We start from the raw sequence: 5,259 nt of genomic DNA, 5'->3' as shown, positions 1-5,259 counted from the left end.
TACCGCGCGCCACCGAACTCGGCGTACGGCTGCTGCACCGCCGCCGCGCCGTGCACCGGGTGCTGTGGACGCTGCTGTTCGCCGCCGTGGTCGTGTTCACGGTCTGGGCGTCCGTCGCGCATCCGTGGGCGGTGCCGCCTGCCGAGACGACACCGCCGCTGGAGTGGTAGGCCGGTTCCGGCGGCGGTCGGCTGAACGTACGTACGCCGTACGGCAGTTCTCCGTACGGCAGTTCTCCGTACGGCGTACAACACGGTCTAGCCCAGCGCCTGCTGAAGGTCCGCCAGCAGATCGTCTCCCGACTCGATGCCCACCGACAGCCTGACGAGATCGGACGGCACCTCCAGCGCCGAGCCCGCCGCCGACGCGTGTGTCATCCGGCCCGGGTGCTCGATCAGCGACTCGACACCGCCCAGGGACTCGCCCAGCGTGAAGAGCTTCGCGCGGTCGCAGACCGCCACCGCCGCCTCCTCGCCGCCGTCGACCTGGAAGGAGATCATTCCGCCGAACGCCTTCATCTGCTTCGCGGCGACCTCGTGGCCCGGGTGCTCCGGCAGGCCCGGGTAGAGGACCTTCGAGACCCGCGGGTGCTTGGTGAGCATGTCCGCGATCCGCGTCGCGTTCTCGCAGTGCCGGTCCATCCGCACGGCGAGCGTCTTGATGCCACGCAGCACCAGCCACGCGTCGAACGGCCCGGCGACGGCGCCCATCGCGTTCTGGTGGTAGGCCAGTTCGTCCGCGAGCTCGGCGTCGTCCACGACCAGCGCGCCGCCCACGACGTCCGAGTGTCCGCCCATGTACTTGGTGGTCGAGTGGACGACGACGTCCGCGCCCAGCGCGAGCGGCTGCTGGAGATAGGGACTGGCGAAGGTGTTGTCGACGACGAGCCGGGCCCCGGCCGAGCGCGCGATCCCGGCGAGACCGGCGATGTCGGTGATGTTGAGGAGCGGGTTCGACGGAGTCTCGACCCAGATGGCCTTCGTACGAGGCGTGAGCGCGGCCCGTACCGCCGCCGGGTCGGAGGTGTGCGCGACCGAGAAGTCCACGCCCCAGCGCGAAAGGACCTTCGCGAAGAGCCGGAAGGTGCCGCCGTAGGCGTCGTCCGGGATCACGACATGGTCGCCGGGCGCCAGCAGCGTACGGAGCAGGCAGTCCTCGGCCGCGAGACCCGACGCGAAGGCGAGGCCGCGCCGGCCGCCCTCCAGCGCCGCGAGGTTCTCCTCCAGCGCGGTACGGGTGGGATTGGCGCTGCGGCTGTACTCGTAACCGCCGCGCAGCCCGCCCACTCCGTCCTGCTTGTAGGTGGAGACCTGGTAGATCGGCGGAACGACCGCGCCGGTGAGTGGGTCGGCGGTGTTGCCCGCGTGGATGGCGAGAGTCTCGAAGCGATGGTGCGCGGCGGACTCGTCGGCGTGCTGCTCGCTGGTGTGCTGCTGGCTCATGAGGCCCGAGCGTAGCGCCGGACATGGGGCACGGGGCACACGCGCGGCTGGACTCGGCTGGACGGTGGGCCGGGTGGCCGGACGGGCATGCGTACGGGCCGCATACCGGGCGGGTACGCGCGGTCGGCACCGGCCGGGTACGGGCCGCATGGCGTCCGGGACAATGGGACCATGGAGATTCTCTGGTTCCTGATCGCGATGGGCCTGCTGGCCGCGGTCATCGGCCCGTACGTCATGCGCCGCCGCGGCGGTATCCGCCAGGTCGCGCCCGGTTCGCCCGACGCCGCCGATCCGGCCGCGTACGGATTCGTACGCCAGGAGGAGCTGGACATCCGGCTGCCCGGCCCGGACCAGGATCTCCTCGACGTACTCGATGTCGTCCAGCACACGCAGGACTGGCGGGCCGCCGCGCAGCTGCTCGCGGGCACCGGCATGGAGGGCGAGGTGCGCTGGCAGCGCGTCCAGGCGTTCGCGGGCGCGGCCTCGCTGGAGCTTCAGCAGCGGCCCGGCGTCGGCGGTGCCTGGCTGCGGGCCTGGCGGGCCGATTCGCCGAAGGACGCGGGCGGCGCGGCGGTGCACGCGGAGTTCCTGGTGCAGCAGGCCTGGCGGTCCTCGGCCGCCGGGAGCGACGACTTCCGGATCATCCTGGAGGAGGCCCGTACGGTCTGCGGCGAGGCGGCGCTGCTGGCGCCCGGCGATCCGGTGCCGTACATCACCGAGCTGGCCGTGGCGCGCGGACTCGGCTATCCGCCCGAGCGGTTCGACCAGCTCTGGGCGAAGGTGATCGACCGCGCGCCGGCGCACATGGGCGCGCATCTCGCGGCGCTGCACTACTGGTGCGAGAAGTGGCACGGCTCGCGCGAGGAGGCGGACCACTTCGCGACGACGTCCGCGGCGCGCGCGCCGCGCGGCTCACTGCTGGCGGCGCTGCCGCTGTTCGCGGTGTACGAGCATCTGCCCGAGGTCAATCTGGTGCAGAGCTTCTACCGGAGCGCCGTGGTGAGCAAGGCGGTGGAGGGCGCGCTCTTCGCGGTCCACGCGGCGCGGTCCGACGATCCGATGCTCGCGCATGTGCGGCATCTGCTGATCCTCTTCCTCGTACGCCAGGAACGCTGGTCGGAGGCGATGAACCAGCTCGTACAGGTGGACGGCCATGTCGGTGCGCTGCCGTGGACGCTGGAGGGCGACCCGGCGGCGGTGTACGCGGTGTACCGGGCACTGGCGGTGGCGGGCTACGAGGCGAACGGCGGGGATCCGGCGACGCTGCCGAGGTAGCGGGGGACGCGGCCGGTGCACAAGCCCGGCGCAGGGCCGGGTACAGCGGGCTTCACGGAATGTCCGAGGCGGCCGGTACGTTGTCAGAGCAGGACCCCACAGCCGAGGAGACCTGAGATGTTCCTGACCCGCCGCACCCCCGAGCTTCCCACCCCGGAGCAGACGCTGCCCGGCCGTCCCGAGCGCGACTTCCCGGTGCCCTCCCGCCACACGGTCCTCGGCAATCCCCTGCTCGGCCCGTATCCGGAGGGCCTGGAGGTCGCCGACTTCGGCCTGGGCTGTTTCTGGGGCGCCGAGCGCACGTTCTGGCAGAAGGCCGGCGTCTGGACGACGCTCGTCGGCTACCAGGGCGGCACCACACCGAACCCGACCTACGAAGAGGTCTGCTCCGGCCTCACGGGCCACACCGAGGCGGTCCGCGTCGTCTACGACCCCAAGGTGATCTCGTATGCCGAGCTGCTGAAGCTCTTCTGGGAGTCCCACAACCCCACCCAGGGCTTCCGCCAGGGCAACGACGTAGGTACGCAGTACCGCTCCGCGATCTACACCCACTCCCCCGCCCAGGCCAAAGCCGCGGACGCCTCCCGCGACGCCTACCAGCAGGTCCTGACAGACTCCGGCCACGGCACGATCACCACGGAAATCCTCCCCTCAACAGGCCGCACCTTCTACCCGGCCGAGGCCTACCACCAGCAGTACCTCGACAAAAACCCAGCAGGCTACTGCGGCATCGGCGGTACGGGAGTCTCCTGCCCGATAGGCGTGGCCAAGGCCGAAGGCTGAGCCTCGCCTGATGGGCTTCGGGACCTACGCCCGCAGAGCGCGCGATGAGCAGTTGCCTTTCGGCCGGCAGTGGTACCGGTCAGCAGGTCTGACCGCGCGTGTCAGGAGACGGAGCCAGAGACGGGATCCGCGGGCAGCAGATGGGCGCCCGTCTTGTCCGTGCTGAGGCACAGCGAGCAGACCACCGCGTCGTGAGTACGGCAGGAGGCCACGTCGGGACGTTCGAACTCCTGGCGGCAGACGTGGCACTCGTACGGGACGGCGCTCGGGTTGCCGTCCGCGTCGAGCAGCGGTTCGCCGAGGCCGTCGTCGGTGCGCCGCAGGTAGTAACGGCCCTTGGTGACGGCCGCCATCAGCGGCGTGAGGACGAACGCGATCAGGGCGGCGGCGACCGCCGAGTACGGTTGCAGCGCGTCGCCCAGGACATGGAAGTACATGGCGATGGACAGTCCCGAGGCGGCGGTGAAGGCCACGACGCCGACCGGGTTGACCGCGTACAGCATGCCGCGGCGGAACTCCGGTACGAGCGGCGAGAGTTTGAGCAGGTGCTTGTTGACCACGATGTCGGTGGCGACGGTCACGACCCAGGCGATCGCGCAGTTGGAGTAGAAACCGAGGATGCTGTTCAGAAAACTGAACATATCCGCTTCCATCAGGATCAGCGCGAACGCCAGATTCACCAGGACGAAGACCATCCGGCCCGGATAGTGCCTGGTGACACGGGTGACGGAGTTGGTCCACGCCAGTGATCCCGAGTAGGCGTTGGTGACATTGATCTTGATCTGGCTGATCACGACGAGGACCACCGCCAGCGGGACGACCAGCCAGGACGGCATCATCGCGTCGAAGGCGCCACGGAACTGCTGGATGGGCTCGGTGGCCGCGACCGGTCCCACCTCGGAGAGAACGTATACGGCGAGGAACACACCCATGGCCTGCTTGAGCGCCCCGAGCACCACCCAGCCGGGACCGGCCATGACCACCGCCGCCCACCAACTGCGGCGGTTCGCCTCGGTCTTGGGCGGCATGAAGCGCAAGTAGTCGATCTGCTCACCGATCTGCGCGATGAGCGACAGACACACTCCCGCGCCGAGCAGCACCGAGGCGGTGTTGACGGCTCCGTCGCCGTCGGTACCGGTGCCTGCGTACGACAGCCAGCGGTCCACCGTGCCCGGGTCGGTGACGATCAGATAGATGAGCGGGCCCGCCATCAGCAGGAGCCATATGGGCGTCGTCCAGACCTGGAGCTTGCTGAGCGCCTTCATACCGTAGATGACCAGGGGAATCACCATGACGGTGGAAACCAGATAGCCCGCCCACAAGGGCAGGCCCAGTCCCAGTTTCAGCCCTTGCGCCATGATCGAGCCTTCGAGGGCGAAGAAGATGAAGGTGAAACTGGCGAAGATGACGCTGGTCAGTACGGAGCCGTAGTAGCCGAATCCGGAACCACGGGTGATCAGGTCCAGATCGATGTTGTACCGCGCGCCGTAGTACGCGAGCGGGAAACCGGTGACGAAGATGACGACGGCGGCGAGTGCGATGGCGGCCAGCGCGTTGCCGGTGCCATGCGTGAAGCCGATGCCGGCGCCGATGGAGAAGTCGGCGAGGTACGCGATGCCGCCGAGGGCGGTGGTGGCCACGACCATGGGCGTCCAGCGGCGGTAACTGCGGGGCGCGAAGCGGAGGGTGTAGTCCTCAAGGGTCTCGCTGACGGCGGGGCCGGCGGGGCCGGCGGGCCTGGCGGGGGCCGCCCGGCCTG

4 protein-coding genes are annotated in these 5,259 nt (G+C 69.7%); 2 read left to right on the top strand and 2 right to left on the bottom strand.

From position 1 onward, the window contains the following. Positions 1–257: 257 nt before the first annotated feature. Positions 258–1,442, bottom strand: coding sequence for a cystathionine gamma-synthase (locus GA0115259_RS29410; RefSeq protein ID WP_093602648.1), 1,185 nt, complete (start codon positions 1,440–1,442; stop codon positions 258–260). A 171-nt stretch (positions 1,443–1,613) separates the two neighbouring features. On the opposite strand from GA0115259_RS29410, the gene GA0115259_RS29405 reads away from it, so the two are divergent. Together GA0115259_RS29405 and msrA are read left to right on the top strand one after the other, a co-directional pair. Beyond that, positions 1,614–2,717: a hypothetical protein gene (locus GA0115259_RS29405; RefSeq protein ID WP_093602646.1), complete on the top strand. Its 1,104-nt coding sequence runs from the start codon at positions 1,614–1,616 to the stop codon at positions 2,715–2,717. A gap of 117 nt (positions 2,718–2,834) precedes the next feature. Next, the gene (msrA, locus tag GA0115259_RS29400; RefSeq protein WP_093602644.1) at positions 2,835–3,500 is read left to right on the top strand and encodes a peptide-methionine (S)-S-oxide reductase MsrA; all 666 of its coding nucleotides are present in this window, start codon (positions 2,835–2,837) and stop codon (positions 3,498–3,500) included. A gap of 101 nt (positions 3,501–3,601) precedes the next feature. On the opposite strand, the gene GA0115259_RS29395 is transcribed toward msrA, so the two are convergent. Next, the coding region (locus GA0115259_RS29395; RefSeq protein WP_107469286.1) for a purine-cytosine permease family protein at positions 3,602–5,259 on the bottom strand (1,658 nt) is incomplete at its 5' end.

This window comes from Streptomyces sp. MnatMP-M17 (assembly GCF_900091995.1).
Taxonomy (GTDB): domain Bacteria; phylum Actinomycetota; class Actinomycetes; order Streptomycetales; family Streptomycetaceae; genus Streptomyces.
The sequence above is the reverse complement of the archived record's forward strand: the minus strand, read 5'-3'. Positions and strand labels throughout refer to the sequence as shown.

What these genes read in the sequence shown, in the direction of transcription:
- GA0115259_RS29410 (WP_093602648.1), bottom strand. Translation starts at nt 1,442, where the DNA reads ATGAGCCAGCAGCACACCAGCGAGCAGCACGCCGACGAGTCCGCCGCG.
- msrA (WP_093602644.1), top strand. Translation starts at nt 2,835, where the DNA reads ATGTTCCTGACCCGCCGCACCCCCGAGCTTCCCACCCCGGAGCAGACG.
- GA0115259_RS29405 (WP_093602646.1), top strand. Translation starts at nt 1,614, where the DNA reads ATGGAGATTCTCTGGTTCCTGATCGCGATGGGCCTGCTGGCCGCGGTC.